Origin of the sequence: Nocardioides sp. GCM10030259 (assembly GCF_042666375.1) — a bacterium.
GTDB lineage: Bacteria > Actinomycetota > Actinomycetes > Propionibacteriales > Nocardioidaceae > Nocardioides.
The window spans coordinates 211097-231945 of sequence record NZ_JBHTDF010000006.1; the positions used below are offsets into that span (position 1 = coordinate 211097).

A 20849-nucleotide genomic window follows, 5' to 3' on the forward strand; every position below is an offset into this window, starting at 1 on the left:
CATTGATACCTTTCTCCCCGAGAATTCCGGGTGGGAGGGTGCGTCATGACATTGACCGTCGACCCCTCCGCACCCCCGGAGGAGCCGGCGCGACCGGGCGCGGGGCCGGGCCGGCACCGGGCCCCGGGTCGGCATCGCGCCCCGAAGACGCGCGGGTTCCGGCGCGCCAGGACGCTGGCCGGCGCCCTCGGGATCACGCTGTTCGGCGCGGTGCTCCCGGGCGCCGGCTACCTGTGGTCGCGACGCCGCCTCGGGTACGCCGTGCTGGTGCCGTTCCTCGTCGGGCTGGCCGCCGCGGCGTACTACGTCGGTGACCTCGACCGCGCCGTCGACCTCGCGTTCGACCCGACCCGGCTGCGGACGGCCCGGTTCCTGCTCGGCGGCCTGCTGGCGATCTGGGTGTTCGTCGTCGCGACGACGTACCTCATGGTGCGGCCGCTCGGGCTGAAGCGCATCGAGCAGGGGCTCGGCGTCCTCGTCGTGACCCTGCTCTGCATCCTCGGCGCCATCCCGGCGGTGCAGGCAGTCCGGATCGCCGACAGCCAGGCCGACCTCGTCGCCACCGTCTTCGACAACGAGCAGACCGCGACCGCGCCGGAGGACGTGACCGAGGAGGACCCGTGGGCCGGACGCGACCGGGTCAACGTGCTGCTGCTCGGCGGTGACGGGGGAGTCGGGCGCACGGGCATCCGCACCGACTCCGTGATCCTGCTCAGCATGGACACCCACAGCGGCAAGTCCGTGATGTTCAGCCTGCCGCGCAACATGATGAACGCGCAGTTCCCCGAGGACAGCCCCCTCCACGACGTCTTCCCCGACGGCTTCCGCGGCGAGGGCGACCCGGGGAGCTGGATGCTCAACGCCGTCTACGGCCAGGTGCCGGCGCTCTACCCGGGCATCCTCGGGAAGTCGGAGAACGAGGGTGCGGACGCGATCAAGCAGGCGGTCGCCGGCAGCCTCGGCACCCACGTCGACTACTACGTCCTGATCAACCTGCTCGGCTTCCAGCAGCTCGTCGACGCCATCGGCGGCGTCACGGTCAACATCAACGAGCCGATCGCGATCAACGGCAACACCGATGCCGGCATCCCGCCGACCGGCTACCTCGAGCCCGGCCCCGACCAGCACCTCGACGGCTTCCACGCGCTGTGGTACTCCCGCGGCCGCTGGGGCTCCGACGACTACGAGCGGATGCTCCGTCAGCGGTGCATGGTCAGCGCGATCGTCGACGCCGCCGACCCCCTCAACGTGCTGCGCCGCTACCAGGACCTCGCGAAGGCCGGCAAGGAGATCCTCCGCACCGACGTGCCGCGCGACCTGATGCCGGCGTTCGTCGACCTCGCCCTGAAGGTCAAGGACAAGAAGATGCGGTCCTTCCCCTTCGTCTCGTCCGACGAGTTCTACTCCGGCGACCCCGACTACGACTGGATGCGCTCGGTCGTCGACAAGGCGCTCGGTCCCAAGGACCACAACGGCGACAGGGACGACCCGCGCAAGGCGGTCAAGACCGACGACGCGTGCGGCTACCACCCCGAGGGGTGACGGCTGGTCGGGGCCGCGGCGATCTGGCGGTGGGCGATCCACCGATTGCGGCACAGAGAGGGTGGCGTACTCACCGCCATCCCGGGCGAGCCCGGCCGACGGTCAGCGCTTCGGCGCCGGCATCCGGATCGCGGCCTTGCGGACCGACTTCCAGACGGTCGGACCGCCGGTGTAGCCGACCCGGGCGGGGTGGACACCCTGCTTCAGGCCGGTCACCACGACGCGCGCGACGCCGTACTTGTTGAGCGCGACCTTCTCGCGGAAGCCGCCCTGCACCCGCACGGCGACGTTGCCCTGGACCACCGGGACGTAGCGGGCGACGACCCGGATGATCAGGCGGACGCCGTGGCGCAGCTGGACCCGCTCGACCTTGATGCGGGGGAGCACCTTCACCGGAACGGTCGCCGGCGTGGTGACGGTCGTGACGTCGTACCCGGCACGGCTCGCGCTCACGGTGGCCGAGATCTTGGCGCCGAGGTCCGCCTCGGTGACGGGGTACGTCGTGGCGGTGGCGCCCGCGATCGGCTGGCCGTCGCGCAGCCACTGCACGCCGGGGGTCGCGTCGGCGGGGCGGTACGCGCCCGTGTCGACGCTCAGCGTGTGGCCGGGGCGCGCCTCGCCCGACAGCGTCGGCTGCTTGCGCACGCGGATCGTGCCGGGCGCGACGGACATCGCCGCGGTCTGGGCCGAGGCGTTGGAGTAGCCGGTCCGGCCCGCGACCACCGCAGCGGAGATCGCGCGGCCGGCGAGGTCGGGGGTGAGCGCCAGGCTGGTGCCGGTGGCACCGGCGATCGGCTGCCCGTCGGCGTACCAGGTGTAGGCGTACGACGACGGCGCCGGTGCCCACGAGCCGTTGTCGAGCGTCAGCTTGCCCTCGACCTTGGCGTTGCCGCTGATCGTCGGCGCCGCGGTGTTGCCGAGGAGACCCGGCTGCACCGGTGCGGACGCTGCCGAGGCGGCCGCCTGGTCGTTGTAGCCGCTGCGGCTGGCCGTGGTCTGCACGCTGATCACCTGGCCGACCCGGCCCTTGCCGAGGGCGAGCGTCGACTTCTTCGCGCCCTTGATCGGCTGGCCGTTGGCGAACCACTGGAACTTCACCGCCTCGGCAGCAGGGGTCCAGGTGCCCGGCGTCGCCGTGAGGCTCGTGCCGACCCGCATGTCACCGCTGATCACCGGCGCGGCGGTGTTCTGCACGGTCAGGTCGGTGAAGTGGATGAAGCCACTCGGCCAGTTGCCGCTGGACCGCGTCACCCGCGCCCACGAGAAGTCACCGCCCCAGCTGTCCTGGGAGATGATGATCTCGTCGGCCGAGACCACCTGCTCGACGTATGCCACGTGGCCCGCCGAGCCGGCCGGGCCCTTGTTCGCCTTCCACCAGGCGACCGCGCCGACGCTCGGGGTGCCGTCGGTCAGCTGGGGGACCGAGGTGCCCCAGTACGTCGCGTTGCCGCCGCCGCTCCATGGACGCGAGTTCGCCATGCCGTTCTGCACCATCCGGTAGGCGACGTAGTTGGTGCAGTTGTGACCGGCGTACATCCGCCAGTACATCTTCTTGCTCGCGGCCGCGTAGCCGGCGTTGCCCATGCCCGCGTTGGCGCAGCCCTGGTATCCGGAGCAGAGGTACGAGCTCTTCCGGAGCGTCGCCTTGGACCGGGTGAGGCCGTCCTTGGCGGCGGCGAGCTCGCGCTCGAGCAGCGAGGCCTTCGTGTCCCGGTCGTCCTTGCGGTCGTCCGCTGACGCGGCCGGAGCGTACGTCGGAAGCACGCTGATGACGGCTGCCAGGACGGCGGCGACCAGCGGCGTACGCAGGCGGGAACGGGGAGACACGGGTGGGAGTCTAGGGACAAAAGTTCCTTCGTGTGAATGTTGTGAAGAAACTTGTCAAGCGACACGCCCGGGCGCCCAGGTTAAATTACAACCGTGTGATTTGCCGATTCTGCGGGGTCGCCACCCATCAGATCGGCACCGGGTCACCCTTCCTGATCGGTCGCGACGGCGAGCGGTCGCGCGTCCCGCTTGGCCTGGCGACGGGCCCCCGCGGCGCGGGTGTCGGCGTCCCGCTTGAGGCCGCCGGTGGTCTTCTTCACCCCACGCGGCCGCGCCGTCGCCGCGGACTGCGACGCAGGAGCGTGGCCGGCGGCGGACCTCCCCGGACCGGCTCCCCGCGCGCGGGCCGCGGCGAGCCGCGAGGCCTTCAGCTCGGCGGCGGCGCGCGCCGCGTGTGCGCCGACCTCCTTGCTCACCCGGGACAGTGCGGCCTCGAACACCTCCGCCTTGTCCCGGTCGCGCTGGTTCTTCGGGTAGCTGAACCCGCGCCCGCCGCGCTTCACGACTGAGCCGGCCGCGTTGCGGCGGTACATGGTCACGTACTTGGCCCGTGCCCGCCTGAGCCGCGCGTGCAGCGCCAGCAGCTCCTCCTCGTCGAGGTCGCGCAGGGCGTCGCGGGTCGTCTCGGCGACGAGTCGTCGCTCGGCCGCGGTCATCGAGTAGAGCAGGGCCTGGTTCATGGCAGTCCTCCAACCGGGCACCGGGACCGGCGGCCCTCGCCGACATCTTGCTGGACGACGCGGCACCGAGGCCACACACTCGACTGCATCAGCTCGACGGGGGAACGACATGCTCCGCACCACGACGACAGCCCTGATCGCCACGACCGCGCTCGGCCTCGGCCTCCTCGCGATGCCGCCGGCCCACGCCGCGGATCCGACGGTGGAGGCGCTCGATGCCACGGGAGACGTCCGCATCCTCCATCCCCGCGATGACACGATCACGACGGCCGGGCGTCGCAGCATCGACATCCGCGAGGTCACCATCACCCCGCGCGGTGACCGGACGGTCCGGGTCTCGGTGGCGATCAAGGAGGCGCTGCCCGGGGCGGACTTCGACCAGATGGTCTTCCTGGACATCGAGCCGGTGGTGTCCTCGACCGAGGGGTGGGTCTCCGCAGCCATCGGCTGGTCGCCCCAGCGGCCACGGAAGTGGGGCTACGCGTCGCTCGAGCTCGACGGGGAGGACTACCGGAACTGCACGCCGGAGCGGATCCGGACCGACGTCGACGCCGACACCCTCGCTGCCGACATCCCGTACCGCTGTGTGCCGAGCGGGCCGGCGCGGATCCGGGTGTCGACGCTCACCGGCTCGTTCCGCAGCGACGCGGACGTGCACTCCCGCGACGTCCTGCGGATCCGCGGCCCGCACTCCCTGAGGTAGCCGCTGGTCACGTGTCCACGAGCTCGGCCCCGGGGGTGGCCGACGTCGGGAGGGTGTGGCTCGACGAGGCGGCCGCGGCCGCGGAGTCGGCGAGGGTGCCCCGAGCCGTGCGGTGCCGACCCATGACGACCGCCATCACCACGCCGGCGAGGCTGAGCGCCGCCATCACCCACGCGGTCGTGCCCAGGCCGGCCGCGAGCGCGGTCGCCGCGTCCTCGCCGTCGGCGACGCGGTTGGCGGTGACCGTGCTGTAGAGCGTCGCGGCGAGCGCCGTTGCGACCGCCGCGCCGACGTACCGCGCCATGTTGGAGACGCCGGACGCCTCGCCCACCTGGTTCGCCGGCACGGACGAGGTGGCCGCGGCGGAGGAGGGGCCGTTGGAGAGGCCCATGCCGACGGCGGCCGCGACGAGCGGGATGAAGAACGCGCCGTACTGCCAGGACGCGTCGACGAGGCCGATCCAGGCGAAGCCGATCGCCGTCACCAGGAAGCCGATGCCGACGACCTCGCGGCCGCCGATCTTGGCGGCGAGCCGCGGGACGAGCGGCGCCGAGATCACCAGGCCTACCGTGGCCGGCAGCGTCGCGAGGCCGGCCTCGAGCGGGCTGAAGTCCAGCGTGCTCGGGTCCTGGAAGTAGAGGCTGAGGACGTACATGAGCGCGTTGATCGTGCCCGCGCCGATGAGGATCGCGATCGTGGAGCCCACGAGCACCCGGTTGCGCAGCAGCTTCAGGTCCAGCAGGGGGAGCGCCACGCGGCGCTCGACCTGGACGAATCCGAAGCCCGCCGCGAGCGCCACGACCACGCAGCCGATGGTGGCGACCGAGATCCAGCCCCAGTCGCCGCCCTTGCTGAGCGCGAGGATCAGCGGGCCGAGGGTGAGGGCGACCAGCACGGTGCCCACATAGTCCACGGAGCGTGGCCGGTTCGCGTCCCGCGACTCGGCGACGGTGAAGAAGGTGAGCACCATGCAGCCGGCGGCGATCGCGGCGTCGATCCAGAAGAGGCCCTGCCACCCGGTCGTGTCGACCAGGACGCCACCGACGAGCGGCCCGGCCGCGGCCCCCACCGCGGCCGCGGCGCCCCACAGCGTGACGGCGCGCACCTGCTCCTGGCCGCTGTACGCGACCGTCAGCAGGCTCATGCCGCAGGCCAGGATCGTCGCGCCCGACGCACCCTGGATCATCCGGCCGGCGATGACCATCTCGCCCGACTCGGCGAGCGCGATGAGGACGCACGAGGCGACGAAGAGCAGCAGGCCGGCCTGGAAGACCTTCTTGCGGCCGAACACGTCGCCGAGCGAGCCGGACGTGATGATCACGGCGGCACCCACGAGCGAGTAGCCGGTCACCGCCCACTGCAGCGTGTTCACCGACATGCCCGTGTCGTCGCTGATCGCCGGCAGCAGGATGGCGACTGCGGAGGTGTTCGCGTTGACGACCAGCGTGGAGATGCAGGTGGCGAGCAACACGCCGGCCTGACGCCCGCCGGTCACCGCGGGGCCGCGCTCTCGGCGCAAGGGGGCCGCCTAGCCATGAAGCGGAACGTAGCGACCTGCGCGGGCGGGGGGCACCACCCGTATCGGGGGATGAACGCGCCGTCGCGCACTGCCACGCTGGGCATCCGGAAGCCGCTCGGGAGGGGGTGGTCGTCCTTGCCTGGGGACGACGAGCGCGCCCTGCGCCAGCCCGACGGGCTCGGCCTGCTGGCCGCCCAGTCGCGGTCGGCGCGCACCGCCATCTTCCCGTCGAAGCTCCGGCCCGCGGCCAACCCGGCGTACCTCCTGACCCGACCGCGCCTGCACGCGCTGATGGACGAGTCCGTCCGCGCTCCGCTGACGCTCGTGGTGGCTCCGGCCGGGTCGGGCAAGACCTCGCTGCTGCGCAGCTGGGCCGCCCACACGTCGCTGCCGCTGGCCTGGCTGTCCCTGGACGAGGACGACCGCGACGCCGTACAGCTGTGGCGCGGGGTCCTCGCCGCGCTGGAGGGCGTCGCTCCCGGGTGCGCGGCTGCCGCGGCGGACATGATCCGGCGCCCCGGACGCCTCCTCGGAGCGGTCGGAGTGCTCCTGGACGACCTCGAGGGCCGCGACGACGGTGACGCAGTGCTCGTGATCGACGACCTCCACCTCGTCGACGAGGAGGAGGCGGTCGCGGAGTCCCTCGCGCTCTTCGTGCAGCACCTGCCGCCCTGGCTGCACGTGGTCGTGGCCAGTCGCCGCGCACCCCGGCTGCCGGTGCACCGCCTGCGGGCCCGTGGCCAGGTCGGAGAGGTCCACTTCCCCGAGCTCAGGTTCTCGTTCGAGGAGGCATCGTCGATGCTGGGCCGGATCGCGCCGACCCTCGACTCCGACGTCGTGGCCGAGATCGCCGCCCGGGCCGGCGGGTGGGCGGCCAGCCTGCAGCTCGCGGCGCTTGCGGCCCGGTCGAGCCAGGCGCGTGGACTCCCACCCGGCGACGAGGACGACCGGCCGTACGTCGAGGACTACGTGTGGCGCGAGGTCCTGGCGAACGAGCCGGGGGAGCTCGTCCAGGCGCTGCTCGCGACCTCCATCGTGCGGCGGATCGATCCCGGCCTGGCCCAGGTGCTCACGGGCCGCTCGGACGCACCGGAGCTGCTCGCCCAGGCGGAGGAGCGCGGCCTCTTCCTCACGCGGATCGAGCCGTCGGGGACGTTCGAGATCCACACCCTGGTGCGGGAGGTCCTCCAGAGCATGCTCGCCCGGCAGTCGCCGGAGCGGCGCGACCAGCTCCACTCCTGGGCAGCGGGCTGGCACGAGGCGCACGGGCAGGTGGTGTCGGGCCTCGAGCACTGGATGCGCGCGAACCGGCCGCAACGGGCGCTCCGCCTCCTCGCTGCGCAGGCACAGGCCCTCTACGACGGCGGTCACGAGAACACGATCCTGCGGGTCGTGCGGTCGCTGCCGGAGGTCGGTCCGGCGGACGGCTTCGACGCCATGCTCGACTACGCCTGGTGCCACCTGCTGGTCGACCGGCGACGCTTCACCGGACTCGTCGACAGGCTCGCGCGGATGGTGCGCGGTGACGTCGACCTCGACCCGATCCGGGGGGCGCGCCTGGAGGTGCTCGAGTCGATCGCGGCCACGCTCCGTGGGCACTGGCAGGACGGTGCGTCGCTCGCTCGCTCGGCCCTCGAGACCTTCGGGGACTCGTGGTGGCTCGACCCACTGGGCCAGTTCGCGTGGAACATGATCGGTCGCGACGTGGCGCTCTCCGAGAGCTGGGACGACTCCGGCCAAGCGGCCCAGGGCGTCATCAGGGCGCTCAGCGTCGTACCCGAGCGGCGGACGGCGCTCGAGGGCACGCGGGCCCTCGCCGAGGCCTTGGCCGGCCACCCCGTGGATGCACTGCGGCTCGTGTCCGGGGCGCGTACGGCGTCCGAGGTGGGGAACATGACGATCCTGCGCACCGAGCTGCTCGCCGCCGAGGCCGTCGCGCACCGGGAGCTCGGCGACCACGACCTCGCGGTGCCGATGCTCGTCGAGCTCGTCGAGAGCCGCATCGAGCCGGCACCGCACTGTCAGCTGCTCGGGCTGCTCGAGCTCGCGCACGCACGGTTCGGCGAGACGGACCTGGACGCGGCGCAGCGCGCCTTCGGCGCAGCGGCGGAGCTCGTCGACACGGAGATGCCCGGGCCGGGCGCGCGGTCGTGGCTCGGGCGCACCGGCGCGACGCTCGCCATCGCGGCGGACGACATCGACACCGCGCACGGCTGGGCCGGGGAGGTGGTCGACGACTTCTGGTCCGCCGTCGTCACAGCGCGGGTCCACCTGGCGACCGGTGAGGACGGGCGCGCGACCGATGCGCTGAAGTCGGCCGTGCCGCGGTGCGTGCGCCACCGGGTGATCGCCGATCTCCTCCTCAGCCGCGCCGTCGCGTCACCCGAGGCAGCGGACCTCCACCTGATCGACGCCGTCCGGGTCGCCTCCGGACACGGCCTGGTGCAGACGGTCGCCGCCGAGGGACCGGACGTGCTGGACCGCATCGAGCGGTTGGCGTGGCACGCGCCTCCGGGCTGGCTCGACCGACTGCGCCGGGCCGGGCAGGTCGGCGGGGCGTCGGTCGAGCCGGCGATCGAGCTGGTCGAGGAGCTCACCGACCGGGAGCTCGAGGTGCTCCGGATGCTGGCGAGCCGCCTCACGCTCCGGGAGATCGCCGACGAGCTCTTCATCTCCATCAACACCCTGAAGTTCCACCTCAAGGTGATCTACCGCAAGCTCGGCTGCAGCTCCCGCGCCGAGGCGGCCGAGGTCGCGAGGGCGATGACGAGCCTGCGCCGGAAGGGTCAGCCCTCCAGCACCCGCCGCCGCTGAGCCTCGTACAGATCGAGGGAGAGCAGCCCGCGCTCCACGAGCTGGGCGAGCTGGCGCACCTGGGCCACCTGGTCCACCAGCGGCGTCGCGCCGGGACCGTGCACGATGAGGTCCGTGCTCCCTGCCTGTTCGAGGGAGGCCAGCACGCGGTCCCGAGCGATCCGCTCACCCCCGGTCAGTCGGGCGCCGCTCTCACGAGCGGCGTCCGACAGGACGCCCGCCCAACGGTCCTCGACCAGCAGCAGCAGTGCCGTCTCGTCGGGAGCCAGCGTGACCGAGGCGAGCTCGATGTCGTGCCGGCTGAGGAGCACGCCCCCCGCGGCGACCTCCGTGAGCTCCTCGAGCACGCCGTGCTCGGCAGGAGACGTCGAGCTGACCCGGGGCTGGCCGCGGTCCCGGACGAGGACGACGGCGTCGAGCAGCCGGATCGAACCGTCCTCCACCAGCTGCACCACGGCTCGCGCCACCGAGCGGAGGGCGTCGGCATCGCCCGCCGACACCAGCACGTACTCGAGCAGGTCGAGGTCCGGCTGGTCGCCGCGTCGCGTGTGCGGCATGGGCCACACCTCCCCAAGCATCGTCGTGGCGTGTGCGTGACCGGATCGTGTCAGCCGGGAGGGTGGCCCGAGACCACCCCGGAGCGGGTGACGCCCCGGTTCGTCAGTGCAGTCCCGCCTTGAGCAGCACGACGAGCACGCCGACCAGGGCACCGGCCGCGGCACTCGCGATCCGCCCCCCGGTGTCGAGGCCGCCGCGTGCGCCCGCGAGGTAGCTGTACAGCGTCAGCAGCGCGATGGTCGCGAACAGCGCGATCCAGGCGGCGGTACGGAGCTCGGCACCGAGCACGAAGGCGAGGAGCAGCACCCCCAGCGGTACGACGGACGCGCCGGCGATCGGGAGGGTCTCGCGGAAGGCGTGCTGCACCGCGGCGACCGGGTGGTGCCGGTGCGTCAGCGAGCTGCCGATCGTCACGGCGTGCAGGTGGGCGATCCAGTAGACCGCGACGGTGCCGAGGATGGCGAGGCTCAGCTGCCCGATCGTGTGGAGGTGACCAGCGGTGGCGGCGATGGCGGCGGCGCAGACGACGGTTCCCGTGATCGCACCTTCGCCGCCTTGCACCAGGCCGAGGACGTCACGGCGGGCAGCCTGCCCCTCAGCCACTGCCGAACGTCTCCAGCAGCGTCTCGCGCTCGGCCGGAGTGAGGTTGGTGGAGATCAGCTTGCTGTCGCGGCCGTGGAACCTCTCGCCCAGCCGGTCGAGGTCGGCTCCCTCGGTGACGAGGAAGAGCGCCGAGGTGCCGGGCGTGACCTCGGAGCGGATCCGCTCCATGTCGCCCTTCGTGATGCCGGTGCCGTCTGTGGCCTTGGCGAGAGCGCCGATCCCGGCGCCGACGGCCAACCCCGCGATCGGGATGGCGAACAGGGCCCCACCGAGGATCCCCCAGAGCGCACCCCAGGCGGCGCCGCGCTTGGGGTTGTCGTGCTCGTGACGCAGGGTCGGCTTGTCGGCGCCCTCCGGCCAGCTGACCACGGCGTGGTCGACGATCTTGACGAGACCCTCACCCGCGGCCGCCTTCAGTGCCTCCTCCGCCTCGTGTGCGCCGTCCGGCGCGTCGAACTTCCAGACAGTGAACGTCGTCATGCCTACTCCTTCTCGATCAGGGCCGCGAGCGCGGCGAGGGTGGTGCGGGTCTTCGCCTCCTGCGGCGCGCCGAGGTCGACGCCCTTGCCGGCCAGGAAGACCTTCGTCTCCGCGGCGGCCTGGAACGCCTCGGCGGGGCTGCACTTCGTCGAGAGCTCCAGCAGCCGGGAGCCGTCGGGCATGAACCACAGCTCGGCGACCATCCGCCGGGGGTACTCCTTGTGCGCGAACTTCGCCTTGAGCAGCGAGACCGGGCCGAGGACCCGGAGGTCCTCGAATGCCAGTCCCGCAGGCAGCCGCTCCCCGAGCAGGGCCCGCTGGTCGACCGTCAGCGCATCCGTCACCTCCATGGCGCCGGAGTAGACGCCGCGGACCCGCTTGTCCGGCACCTCGGCGGTCAGCGAGCAGGAGCACACATAGCCGGCCGGAGAGGCATCCAGCTCGACCTTGAACCCGGGGAGACCGCGCAGGCCCTCGGGCACGTCACCCGGCAGCATGGGGCGCAGCTTCACGGTCGCGTCGCCCGGCTTGCGCTGGGTCCGACGGAAGCGCACCACGAGGCCGGCCGCGGACAGCTGCAGGTCGGGAGTGTCCACGAACGCCACCTGCCGGACCACCGCGTCGAGCGGATCGATCGCGAGTCGCTGGAGCACCCCGGGTCGGTTCTCCTCCGAGACGGTCAGCTTCAGCTCGACGGCGTCGACGTCCGGGAGCACGGTGAGCAGGTCGCCGAGCATCTCGGCGTCGTACATCGGGACTGTGGTCATGCCGTCTCCTTCGTTGACCGGCGCACGAATACCTTGATGGCCTCCTCGACCACGACGAGCGAGGCGGCCAGGCCGATGCAGGTGGCCCACTGGCCGAGGTCGAGGCCCGTGGTGCCGAAGATGCGCTGGAGGAACTCGAGTCCCGTGATCGCGACGATCGCCAGCAGCGCCACGCCGTACCGACGCAGCTGGAGGACTCCCGGGACGGCGTCGCGGTCGAAGATCGTGTTCGTCTGGTCGCGGCAGAGCAGGGCCGCGGCGAGGTGGAAGAGCGACAGCGTCGTCAGCAGCATGGTCGCGGCGAGGACGGCGTCGCCCTGCTCATCGCCGATCTGGTACGCCGCGAGTGCCCCGATCGTCATCACCGCGCCCTGGGCGCACAGCCGGATCCAGTTGGCGCGCGAGAGCACCGGAGCTCCGACCGGCCGGGGTGGGCGGGACATCAGGCCGCGCGCCGGCTGGTCGAACCCGAGCGCGATCGCGAGCGGGATGTCGACGACCATGTTGAGCCACAGGATCTGGAGCGGGTTGAGCGGCGCGCCGTCGGCGATGCCGAGGATGCCCGCCCCGATGAAGATCGCGATGTAGGCCACCAGGGTGGACATCTGGAACCGCAGGTACTTCAGCAGGTTGTCGTAGAGCGTGCGCCCGTAGGAGACGGCTCCGACGATCGTGGCGAAGTTGTCGTCGGTCAGGATCATCACCGCGGCCTCCTTGGAGACCTCGGTGCCGGTGATGCCCATGGCGACGCCGATGTCGGCGTTCTTGAGGGCCGGGGCGTCGTTGACCCCGTCGCCGGTCATCGCGACGACGTTGTCCTTCTCCTTGAGCAGTCGGACCAGACGGACCTTGTCCTCGGGTGCGACCCGGGCCACGACGCCGATCTCGTCGATCTCGTCGAGGAGCTGCTCGTCGCTCATCGCAGCGAACGCCGTACCGGTGACGGCGCGGCCCTCGATGCCGAGCTCACCGGCGATGGCAGCGGCCGTCGTCGCGTGGTCACCGGTGATCATCCGGACCCGGATACCGGCCTCCTTGCACTCCGCGATCGCGGCCCTCGCCTCGGGGCGGGGCGGGTCGACGATGCCCACCATCGCGAGGAGCGTCAGCTCCTGCACCGAGTCCACGAGGTCGTCGCCGGGCTGGACCGTGCCGGGCTCGAAGTCGCGCTGGGCCACGATCATGACCCGTTCGCCGGCGTTCGCGATGGCGTCGTTCGCCTCGAGCGCCAGGTGCCTGTTGTCCTCGGTGATCGGCACGATCGTCCCGTCGGGGTGCCGGATCTTCGTCGAGCGCGAGATGAGCACGTCGGGCGCACCCTTGACGTAGCAGCGCACCACCGGTCGGCCGTCGTCGCCGGTCATCTCGTGGAACGTCGCCATGAACTTGTAGTCCGAGTCGAAGGGCACCTCGGCGACCCGGGGGAGCGCAGCGCGGGTCTCGGCGATGTTCAGGCCGCCCTTCGCGCCGAGCACGATGAGGGCGCCCTCGGTGGGGTCGCCGATGAGGCTCTCGCCGTCGAGCACAGCGTCGGCGCACAGCACCATCGGGAGCAGGTAGGGGTCGAGGTCGTGCCGCTCGCCGCCGACATGGCTGATCTCGCCGACCGTGCTGTATCCCTCGCCGGTGACGGTGTAGCGGTTGCGTCCCGGGATCACGAGCTGGCGCGCCGTCATCTTGTTGAGCGTCAGCGTGCCGGTCTTGTCGGAGCAGATCGCCGAGGTCGACCCGAGTGTCTCGACGGCAGGCAGCCGCTTGACGATCGCGTTGCGGCGGGCGATCTCACGGGTGCCCATCGACAGCAGCGCGGTGACGACCGCCGGGAGGCCGGTGGGGATCGCCGCGACGGCGAGCGCGACGCCCGTGATGAAGAGCGTGTCGAACGACTGCCCCTGGGCCAGCCCCAGCAGCACGACCACCACCAGGGCGACGCCCGCGATGCTGGCGATGATCTTCGACAGCGCGTCCAGCTGCTTCTGCAGCGGCGTCTTGCTGGTCTCCGTGTGGGCCAGCATGTCGGCGATGTGGCCGATCTCGGTGTCCATACCGGTCGCGGTCACGACCATCTCGCCGCGGCCCCGGGTGACGGAGGTGTTCATGTACGCCATGCAGATCCGGTCGCCGAGCGGTACGTCGGTGCCCTCGACCGGGTCTGCGGTCTTCCCGACCGGCAGGCTCTCGCCGGTGAGCGCGGCCTCCTCGATCTCGAGGGTCGCGGCCAGCAGGATGCGCCCGTCGGCTGGGACCAGGTTGCCGGCCTCGACCAGCACCACGTCGCCCGGCACCAGCTCCGAGGCGTCGATCTCGACGGCGCGGCCGTCGCGGCGTACCCGCGCGATCGTCTTCATCATCTGCGACAGCGCCGCGACGCTCTCCTCCGCCTTCGCCTCCTGGCGCAGGCCGATGACGGCGTTGAAGACGGTCAGGCCCGCGAGCACGACGGTGGTGCCCGCGTCGCCGGTGACCAGCTGGTTGACGACGGCGGCGCCCAGGAGCACGAGCTGCATGAAGTCCTCGTACTGCCGCAGGAACGCGCGCCAGCCGGGCTCCTTCGCACCGCCCGCCAGGGCGTTGGGGCCGTACGTCGTGAGACGTGCCCGCGCCTCGTCCGCGGAGAGCCCCCGTCCGGGCTCGACCTGCAGGCCGGCTGCCACCACCTCCGCAGGGGACGAGACGGGGTCTGCGTCCTGCGGTGCCGACGCGAGCCGGATGCCGTCGCTCATGTGTCCCTCCGCTCGCGAGGCGCGGGCTTGCCTCGTGCCGATCGTCGTGACGGCGCGGGTGGTTGGGCCTCACCCCTGCCGGGGTGGGGTCGAACCACCCACCTGCGTGTGAGCGTGAGGCCAACGACGACGGACTCGCCCGAGGAGGCTCCCCGATGACCCAGCTCGACGTAGGACCCATCGACTATCTCGCCGTGGAGCTCCCCGGCGCGAAGCTCCAGGGCCGCGGCCTGGCGGCCCTGATCGACCTGACCGACCGCGGGATCATCCGGATCCTGGACCTGGTGGTCGCCATGGTCGGGACGGACGGGAGCGTCTCCGCTCTCGCGCTGGCCGACATGGACGGGGACGGTGAGCTCGACCTCGCGGTCTTCGAGGGCGTCCGGTCGGGCCTGATCGACGACGACGACCTCGCCGAGAGTGCGTCACTCGTCGAGCCCGGCAACGCCGTCGCGCTGCTCGTCTACGAGAACACGTGGGCGGGGCCGTTCGTCACCGCCATGCGGGAGGCGGGTGCCGAGGTCATCGCGAGCGGTCGGATCCCGGCCGACGACGTGGTCGCCGCGCTTGACGCGCTCGAGTCGGCGAACGCCTGACAGGAAAGGGAAGGACTGACATGGGACTCATCGGAGGAATGGCCCGCACGGCGGTCGTCGCCGGCACCGCGACCGCGGTCTCGAACCGGGTGTCGCGACGCCAGGCCGGACGGTGGCAGGCGCAGGCGGACGCACAGGCCTACCAGGATCAGCAGTACCAGCAGCAGCAGTACCAGCAGCAGCAGTACCAGCAGCCGGTGTACGCCGCACCGCCCCCCGCCGCGGCTCCGCAGGCAGCGGACTCCGACGACCTGATCGAGCAGCTCCAGAAGCTCGGAGCGCTGCGCGACCAGGGCATCCTGACCGACGCGGAGTTCGATGCGCAGAAGGCGAAGCTGCTCGGCGGGTAGCTGCCGAGCACGTCGAACGGCCCCCTCGCTGAGCGAGGGGGCCGTTCCGTGCGCCGATGCGTCAGGCGAGCACCTTGGCCTTGGCCTGCTGGAACTCCTCCTCGGTCAGCGCGCCGCTCGAACGGAGCTGCGCCAGCCGCTCGATCTCGCTGGCACCTGACGACGTGCCGGAGACGCTCTGGACGTAGTCCCGCATCTGCTGGTCGCGGCGCTGCGCGTCCCGGACCGCGTGCTCACCCATCTTCTTGCCGCGCGCGATCAGGTAGACGAAGACCCCGAGGTAGGGCAGCACGATCACGAAGACCGTCCAGAGCGCCTTGCCCCAGCCACCCAGGTCGTCGCTGCGGAAGATGTCCGAGAACACGGTGATCAGCAGCCAGATCCAGATGAAGAAGAGGAAGAACCACAACATGCTGAGGAAGACGTCCCCGGGGGTGTACTCCAGGACGGTGACCATATGAACCTCCTGCGTTGCGCAGCGTCGCTGCGTCAGTAGTCGAGGCTCCGCACCTGGGAGCTCAGGACCCAGATGACGAAGCCGTTGAACGCGATGATCACGATCGACCACAGCGGGTAGTGGGGGATGAACGCGAAGTTGGTCAGGATCGCGACGCCGGCGTAGAGCATGCCGCCGACGAGGGCCCAGCCCACGCGCGCGACGATGCCGATGCCGCAGGCGACACCGATGATGCCGAGCACCAGGTGGATCGTGCCCCAGACGGTCATGTCGAGCTTGTAGAGGTACTCGCTGCCGGCCGCGTACAGCTCGTCGTTCGAGATCGCCGAGAGGCCCTGCAGGATGTTCATGCCCGAGGTGATGATCAGGAGGATCCCCGCGAGGGTCGCCCCGAAGTCGAGGACCATGCCACGAGCCGAGTAGTCGTCGTACTTCTGCTCCGTGCTCATGGTGTGCCTCCTGGCTGGCCGGTGGCTGAATGGTCGGATCGCGATGGGTGGCGTCGCACCACCCGGCGCGGGGTGGTTGCGGGGCGAGCCGCTCGATCGGCCGCCGCGGGGTCAGTCGATGTAGTCCTCCCTGCGCAGCCAGCGCAGGGCCCAGACGCCGTAGATGGGCGGGAGGTACGACGTGGCCAGCCGCTGGGTGACGGCGATGGCGAACGCCGGACCGCTGGGGACGCCGACGGCGACCAGGCCGGCGGCGATGGCGGCCTCGCCGACGCCGACGTTGCCCGGGACCGGGATGACGCTGGCGAAGAGCGCCGCGGCGGCGGTCACGAACAGGCAGGTCGGGTAGGACAGGGATGGCTGCAGCCCCTCGACCATGCAGGTCATCCCGACGGCCGTGATCATCAGTGACGCGAGGTTGGTGCCGAAGAGGCCGAGCGCGCGGACCGGGCTTTCGGTGACGACCCGCAGCGACGTCCGCAGGCTGCGCAGCGCGGTCACGAGGTGCCGGCGCAGTCTCGGCACCACGGCCACGACGATCGCGGACAGGACCATGGCCACGACGAGCAGCGCGATGATGCGGTCGAGGTTCCCCGGGCCCGAGAGGTCGACGTCCGGCCGGTTCGATGCCAGGAGCAGGGCGACGACCACGACCAGCACGTTGGCCACCGCTGCGGCGAGGGAGTCGAGGGCAGTGGCGGTGACCGCGACGGAGGGGCCCTCGCCGAAACGACGCAGGAAGGCCGTGTAGAGCGCGACGCGACCGAGGGTGGCGGAGATCGCGAGCCCGACCGTCTTGATGGCGTACTGCAGCTGCACGAGCGGGAACAGCGGCAGGCGGGTGCGCACGGTCGTCATCGCGGTGCCCGCGTCCGCGACGGACGTGGCCTGCACGACGACGAGCCCGATCGCGACCCAGGCCCAGTCGGCGTTGCGCCACGTGTCCCAGACCGTCTGCCAGTCGAGCTCGATCAGCGTCGACAGCAGGGCGTACGCCGCGAAGAGGATGATCCCGGTCTGCAGGATGTCCCGCCAGCGGATCCGGACGATCTCGGCGGGCTCGGGGGGCGGGGTGCCGGTGCGTTCGGTGATGGCCGCGCTGATCGCCGGCAGGGTGGACTTGAGGGCCTGGCCCGGCAACGACCGCGGCATCGCCGCCCGTTGCAGGTAGGGCTGGGCGGCCGCGACCGCGTCGGTCCCGATGCCGGCGAGCGCCGCGTCGACGGCCCGCTCCGCACCGACCCGCGTGGCCTGGCTGGCCAGGAGCACGGCGACGTCCTGAGCTCGCTGCGCGTCGACTGCCGCGACCACTCCCGACCCGAACTCCGACAGCACCGGCTGCCCGTCCACCACGGCGATGTGCTCGAGCGTCAGCTCGCCGTGCGCCAGCCCCGCCGCGTGCAGGGTGCCGACGGCGACCCAGACCGTCCGCAGCGTGACGTCGTCGATGCCCGCGGCGTCGACGGCCAGGGACGGAGCCGGTGCCCCGAGCACGAGCACGGCGTCGCCGGAGACCTCGGCGGACGCGACCAGCGCGTCCACGCGTACGCCGGCGCGATCGGCGAGCAGCGACATCAGCGCCTCGTGCTCGACCAGCTGCAGGCGGGTCGCCCCGGGAGCGGACTGGTCGCGGTAGAGCAGCGTGCGCCACCACCGGGCCGCGAGTCGGGCGTCCGTCGCATCGCGCCCGTAGACCTTGACCAGCAGCGGCGTGCCGTCGGGCGCCTCGGCGTACAGGATCCGGGCGCCCCAGGGCTGGGTCGGCGCAAAGCGCAGCCCCGTGACCTCGATGCCGAGCTGGGCGAGGCTGGCCGCCACCTGGCTGCGGTTGGGGTGGCCGGCGGGGGAGCCGACCAGCACCAGCGCCAGCCCGGCGCCGGCGATGCCGATCGCGAGCGCCCCCAGGACGTCGGTCGGGCCGGCGATCCCGATCGCCCAGGCGCCGATGCACTGCGCCCCGACCACGGCGACGTGGAAGCGCCGCAGGGTGACCACCACGAACGGCCGCAGGACCATCAGCACCGCCGTCACCACGGCGACCCGGAGCGTCGGGAAGCCTTGCGGTGACCCGCTGCGGACCGGTCCGGGGTCGAGCTCGGGGAGTCCGGCGCCGGCGAGGTAGGAGGCGACGAACGCGCCCCCGACGGCTGCCGCGGTCGCCACCACCACGGCCAGCGGCAGCCGGCCGCGTCGCGGCACGGTCACGACGACGGCGACGAGCACACCGATGGCGTAGGCCGCACCCAGCGCGTACGCCGCGTCGAACAGCGCGGTCGCCCAGCGCGGCAGGTCGTCCGCGACGCCGCGTACCGCGCCGTCGAGGACACCGCGGTGCGCCGCCGCCCGCGCGCATCCGAGCGCGACCAGCACGCCGACGACGACGAGGGCGACGTCGATCGGGCGCCGAGACCGGGCGTCCGTGTCCGCGACGAAGAACCCCGACGACATCCGGCGGCGACCGCCCGGGGTCGTGGTGACGGCGACGGGCGTGGTCATCACGCCGCCGCTGCCGCGAGTGGGGGCACGTGCGTGCGCAAGTCCGTCATGATCCGCGACCCATCAACCGCCTTCCTGCCTCCCCGGAGCGTGCCGGGACCGCTCGGTCCGGGGCTTCACCCTTTGCAGGTGAGCCTGCGGTCGCGCGCCCTCGGGACGCGGTCTTCCGGCGCTCCTCACCCGTCGCGGGTGAGGAAGACCGGACCGCTGGGTGGCGATGCTGGACGGCGTGACGTTCAGGTTCGCCGACCTGGCCCGCATGGCCGTGTCGTGGCTGGTGTCGACCGCCGCGCTGGCTGTCGCGGTGCGGCTGCTCCCCGGGCTCCATGCCGACAGCGCGTGGCCGCTCTTCGTCGCCGCGGCCACGACGGGGATCGTCGGTGTCCTGGTCCGGCCGGTGCTGGTCGAGGTGGGTGCGCGCATCGGCTGGCTCGCGCTGGGCGCGCTCGCAGTCGTGGGCCAGGCCGCCGTCATGTACGTCGCGCTGGTGATCGTCCCGGACATCGACGCCACCTCGTTCTGGTCGACCGTCGCCGCCGCGTGGATCGCAGCCGTGGTCGGCACGATCCTGTCGTGGCTCCTGGTCGCCCACACTCCGGAGAGCTTCGCCGCCGCGCTGCGGCGTACCGGGAAGCGGCACCCGCCGGTGTCCGACCCCGACACCGACGGCGTCGTGTTCATCCAGCTGGACGGCGTCGCCCAGCCGGTCATGCAGTGGGCGCTGGCGTCGGGAACGATGCCCACGCTGCGCGGCTGGGTGGACGAGGACTCGCACCGTCTGCACGGCTGGACCGTCCAGATCCCGTGCACCACACCCGCGAGCCAGCTGGGCATCCTGCACGGCACCTGCGACCGCGTGCCCGCGTTCCGGTGGTACGACCGCGAGCTCGGCCGGGTCCTCGTCGCCAACCGACCGGCCGACGCCGCGATCATCGAGGAGCGGGCCAGCGACGGGCGCGGCCTGCTCGCCGACGACGGGATCTCGGTCTCGAACCTCTTCACGGGCGACGCCCCGCGGAGCTCGATGACCATGAGCAGGACGGCGCTCAGCCGGGGATCGACGGAGACCCGTCGGGCGTTCGGATGGTTCCTGGTCCGCCCCGACGGCTTCGCGCGCAGCCTGGCGCGCACCGTGGCGGAGGTCTGGCGCGAACGGTTCCAGGCGCGGCGCCAGCGCCTGCGCGACGTACAGCCCCGGGTGCACCGCAACTGGACCTTCGCCGCGCTGCGAGCCGTCAGCAACGGGCTGCTGCGCGACCTCAACACCGCCATCGTCGCCGACGAGCTGATGCGCGGCACCCGGGCGATCTATGTCGACTACGTGGACTACGACGAGGTCGCCCACCACGCGGGTGGGTCGCGGATCGAGTCGCTGGCGGCGCTCGAGGGACTCGACACGGTGCTCGCCGTGCTGTCGGACGTGGCGCAGGCCGCACCGCGTCGCTATCACCTGGTGGTGCTCTCGGACCACGGGCAGTCCATGGGGCAGCCGTTCGCCTCGCGGTACGGGATCGACCTCGCGGGCCTCTGCGCCCAGCACATGGAGGAGTCCGTCACCTCGCTGGAGACGAACGTCGAGAGCTGGGGGCGCGCCGAGTCCATCGTCGACGACCTGTCCTCGGGGGCGCCCGGCTCCCGTAGCCCGCTCGGGCGCACCGGCGACCGGTTGCGCCGACACACCGGCCCGGTGACGGCCGACCACGGCGACGACGGCGGCGGGCCTGTGGTGCTCGGCTCGGGCAACCTCGGCCTGGTGTACCTGCGCCAGCCCACCCGGCTGCACCTCGAGGACCTCGAGGAGCGCCACCCGCGTCTCCTGGCCGGCCTGGCCGCGCACCCCGGCATCGGCTTCCTGTCGGTGCTGAGCCGGCGCGACGGCCCGGTCGTTCTGGGTGCTGGCGGCCGGCGGCGGCTCTCCGACGGCGCCGTCGACGGGATCGACCCGCTCGCGCCGTTCGGGGAGTACGCCGCGGCGGCGATCGCCCGTGCCACCCTCCTGTCGGAGGCACCCGACATCTACGTCAACAGTGCGATGGATCCGAGCACCCAGGAGATCGCGGCGTTCGAGGACCTGGTCGGTGCGCACGGAGGCCTCGGCGGCTGGCAGGACCACGGCATGCTGCTCGCGCCCGTCGAGCTGCTGCCCGACGCACCGGCGATCGTCGGAGCAGACATGCTCCACCGGGTGCTGGTCGGCATGCTCGAGCAGCTGGGGCACCGGACCGACCTCGGCACCCGGGAGGTGGAGGCGAGCCCCGGGTGAGGGCCACGTCCGGGTCTGCGA

General features: G+C 72.1%; 17 protein-coding genes. 6 read left to right on the forward strand and 11 right to left on the reverse strand.

The genetic code is table 11. The annotated features are described in order from the left end of the window. The first annotated feature begins 45 nt into the window (after positions 1 to 45). A complete protein-coding gene (locus ACFQQI_RS07830) occupies positions 46 to 1542 on the forward strand; it encodes an LCP family protein (protein WP_378560456.1) in 1497 nt (498 codons plus the stop codon). A 102-nt stretch (positions 1543 to 1644) separates the two neighbouring features. Here the strand turns inward: ACFQQI_RS07830 and ACFQQI_RS07835 are convergent, their stop codons facing one another. Continuing rightward, positions 1645 to 3369 carry a CHAP domain-containing protein gene (locus tag ACFQQI_RS07835; protein WP_378560459.1) on the reverse strand — a complete coding sequence of 575 codons (1725 nt, stop codon included), beginning with the start codon at positions 3367 to 3369 and terminating at the stop codon, positions 1645 to 1647. 143 nt (positions 3370 to 3512) lie between these two features. Then, a complete protein-coding gene (locus ACFQQI_RS07840; protein ID WP_378560462.1) occupies positions 3513 to 4049 on the reverse strand; it encodes a hypothetical protein in 537 nt (178 codons plus the stop codon). Between the two features lie 109 nt (positions 4050 to 4158). Here ACFQQI_RS07840 and ACFQQI_RS07845 point away from each other — a divergent pair, with 109 nt between their 5' ends. Then, a complete protein-coding gene (locus ACFQQI_RS07845; protein WP_378560465.1) occupies positions 4159 to 4752 on the forward strand; it encodes a hypothetical protein in 594 nt (197 codons plus the stop codon). Positions 4753 to 4759: 7 nt separating this feature from the next. On the opposite strand, the gene ACFQQI_RS07850 is transcribed toward ACFQQI_RS07845, so the two are convergent. Next, entirely contained in the window at positions 4760 to 6271 is a 1512-nt protein-coding gene (locus tag ACFQQI_RS07850; RefSeq protein ID WP_378560468.1) for an MFS transporter, read from the reverse strand. 135 nt (positions 6272 to 6406) lie between these two features. Between ACFQQI_RS07850 and ACFQQI_RS07855 the strand changes: the two genes are divergently transcribed. Then, on the forward strand, positions 6407 to 9085 hold the full coding sequence (locus tag ACFQQI_RS07855; RefSeq protein ID WP_378560471.1) for a LuxR C-terminal-related transcriptional regulator: 2679 nt from the start codon (positions 6407 to 6409) through the stop codon (positions 9083 to 9085). On the opposite strand, the gene ACFQQI_RS07860 is transcribed toward ACFQQI_RS07855, so the two are convergent. From ACFQQI_RS07860 to ACFQQI_RS07880, 5 genes are all read right to left on the reverse strand, one after another. Continuing rightward, on the reverse strand, positions 9058 to 9642 hold the full coding sequence (locus tag ACFQQI_RS07860; protein ID WP_378560474.1) for a hypothetical protein: 585 nt from the start codon (positions 9640 to 9642) through the stop codon (positions 9058 to 9060). The two genes, ACFQQI_RS07855 and ACFQQI_RS07860, sit on opposite strands and share 28 nt — an antisense overlap. 103 nt (positions 9643 to 9745) lie before the next feature. Then, positions 9746 to 10246, reverse strand: coding sequence for a hypothetical protein (locus tag ACFQQI_RS07865; protein ID WP_378560476.1), 501 nt, complete (start codon positions 10244 to 10246; stop codon positions 9746 to 9748). Then, positions 10239 to 10727, reverse strand: a complete 489-nt coding sequence (locus ACFQQI_RS07870; protein WP_378560479.1) for a DUF1269 domain-containing protein — start codon at positions 10725 to 10727, stop codon at positions 10239 to 10241. The genes ACFQQI_RS07865 and ACFQQI_RS07870 overlap by 8 nt, the downstream gene beginning before the upstream one ends. A gap of 2 nt (positions 10728 to 10729) precedes the next feature. Continuing rightward, the gene (locus ACFQQI_RS07875) at positions 10730 to 11494 is read right to left on the reverse strand and encodes a hypothetical protein (RefSeq protein WP_378560482.1); all 765 of its coding nucleotides are present in this window, start codon (positions 11492 to 11494) and stop codon (positions 10730 to 10732) included. Further along, complete coding sequence (locus ACFQQI_RS07880; RefSeq protein WP_378560485.1) at positions 11491 to 14217, reverse strand: cation-translocating P-type ATPase; 2727 nt, start codon at positions 14215 to 14217, stop codon at positions 11491 to 11493. Before ACFQQI_RS07880 ends, ACFQQI_RS07875 begins: the two co-directional genes overlap by 4 nt. 155 nt (positions 14218 to 14372) lie before the next feature. On the opposite strand from ACFQQI_RS07880, the gene ACFQQI_RS07885 reads away from it, so the two are divergent. Both ACFQQI_RS07885 and ACFQQI_RS07890 read left to right on the forward strand, forming a co-directional pair. After that, the gene (locus tag ACFQQI_RS07885) at positions 14373 to 14813 is read left to right on the forward strand and encodes a DUF6325 family protein (protein WP_378560488.1); all 441 of its coding nucleotides are present in this window, start codon (positions 14373 to 14375) and stop codon (positions 14811 to 14813) included. 20 nt (positions 14814 to 14833) lie between these two features. Further along, positions 14834 to 15163: an SHOCT domain-containing protein gene (locus ACFQQI_RS07890; RefSeq protein ID WP_378560491.1), complete on the forward strand. Its 330-nt coding sequence runs from the start codon at positions 14834 to 14836 to the stop codon at positions 15161 to 15163. A 61-nt stretch (positions 15164 to 15224) separates the two neighbouring features. Here the strand turns inward: ACFQQI_RS07890 and ACFQQI_RS07895 are convergent, their stop codons facing one another. From ACFQQI_RS07895 to ACFQQI_RS07905, 3 genes are all read right to left on the reverse strand, one after another. Beyond that, a complete protein-coding gene (locus ACFQQI_RS07895; RefSeq protein ID WP_378560493.1) occupies positions 15225 to 15620 on the reverse strand; it encodes an SHOCT domain-containing protein in 396 nt (131 codons plus the stop codon). 32 nt (positions 15621 to 15652) lie between these two features. Beyond that, positions 15653 to 16069, reverse strand: coding sequence for a hypothetical protein (locus ACFQQI_RS07900; protein ID WP_378560496.1), 417 nt, complete (start codon positions 16067 to 16069; stop codon positions 15653 to 15655). Positions 16070 to 16180: 111 nt separating this feature from the next. Continuing rightward, complete coding sequence (locus ACFQQI_RS07905; RefSeq protein WP_378560499.1) at positions 16181 to 18565, reverse strand: lysylphosphatidylglycerol synthase domain-containing protein; 2385 nt, start codon at positions 18563 to 18565, stop codon at positions 16181 to 16183. 229 nt (positions 18566 to 18794) lie between these two features. Here ACFQQI_RS07905 and ACFQQI_RS07910 point away from each other — a divergent pair, with 229 nt between their 5' ends. Then, the gene (locus ACFQQI_RS07910; RefSeq protein WP_378560502.1) at positions 18795 to 20828 is read left to right on the forward strand and encodes a phage holin family protein; all 2034 of its coding nucleotides are present in this window, start codon (positions 18795 to 18797) and stop codon (positions 20826 to 20828) included. Positions 20829 to 20849 lie beyond the last annotated feature (21 nt).

Coding starts and splice junctions, on each gene's coding strand:
- ACFQQI_RS07885 (WP_378560488.1), top strand. CDS start 14,373: ATGACCCAGCTCGACGTAGGACCCATCGACTATCTCGCCGTGGAGCTC.
- ACFQQI_RS07845 (WP_378560465.1), top strand. CDS start 4,159: ATGCTCCGCACCACGACGACAGCCCTGATCGCCACGACCGCGCTCGGC.
- ACFQQI_RS07905 (WP_378560499.1), bottom strand. CDS start 18,565: ATGACCACGCCCGTCGCCGTCACCACGACCCCGGGCGGTCGCCGCCGG.
- ACFQQI_RS07875 (WP_378560482.1), bottom strand. CDS start 11,494: ATGACCACAGTCCCGATGTACGACGCCGAGATGCTCGGCGACCTGCTC.
- ACFQQI_RS07900 (WP_378560496.1), bottom strand. CDS start 16,069: ATGAGCACGGAGCAGAAGTACGACGACTACTCGGCTCGTGGCATGGTC.
- ACFQQI_RS07895 (WP_378560493.1), bottom strand. CDS start 15,620: ATGGTCACCGTCCTGGAGTACACCCCCGGGGACGTCTTCCTCAGCATG.
- ACFQQI_RS07830 (WP_378560456.1), top strand. CDS start 46: ATGACATTGACCGTCGACCCCTCCGCACCCCCGGAGGAGCCGGCGCGA.
- ACFQQI_RS07840 (WP_378560462.1), bottom strand. CDS start 4,049: ATGAACCAGGCCCTGCTCTACTCGATGACCGCGGCCGAGCGACGACTC.
- ACFQQI_RS07890 (WP_378560491.1), top strand. CDS start 14,834: ATGGGACTCATCGGAGGAATGGCCCGCACGGCGGTCGTCGCCGGCACC.
- ACFQQI_RS07870 (WP_378560479.1), bottom strand. CDS start 10,727: ATGACGACGTTCACTGTCTGGAAGTTCGACGCGCCGGACGGCGCACAC.
- ACFQQI_RS07860 (WP_378560474.1), bottom strand. CDS start 9,642: ATGCCGCACACGCGACGCGGCGACCAGCCGGACCTCGACCTGCTCGAG.
- ACFQQI_RS07880 (WP_378560485.1), bottom strand. CDS start 14,217: ATGAGCGACGGCATCCGGCTCGCGTCGGCACCGCAGGACGCAGACCCC.